The organism is Chryseobacterium sp. SIMBA_028 (assembly GCF_046535285.1).
GTDB lineage: Bacteria > Bacteroidota > Bacteroidia > Flavobacteriales > Weeksellaceae > Chryseobacterium.
On sequence record NZ_JAWRWZ010000747.1, the window covers coordinates 1 to 241 of the forward strand.

Here is a 241-nt window from a genome sequence, read left to right on the forward strand (position 1 = left end):
GAAGTTATCGATGATGAAATGATTGAGAATCTTCCTAATTTTAAGAAAAGAATGAAATGGGTTCTTGAAAATAAACCGGAACTGGCTTCTCTCGTTTCGAGATGGGAAGTAAAGGGGCAGGATTCTAAACATTTATTGTCTTTACTGCGTGGTCATCGTTTGAAAAGATTGTTGAGCAGAATGTTGAATCCAAATGAGTTCCTAAGCGATTACGGAATTCGAGCGTTATCCAAAGAATATG

Annotated in this window: 1 protein-coding gene; it reads left to right on the top strand. The window is 36.9% G+C overall.

Annotated elements, in window-relative coordinates:
- Nucleotides 1–241, top strand: a 241-nt coding sequence (locus SCA31_RS25245; protein ID WP_410699676.1) for a hypothetical protein, incomplete at both ends; no start/stop codon positions are given.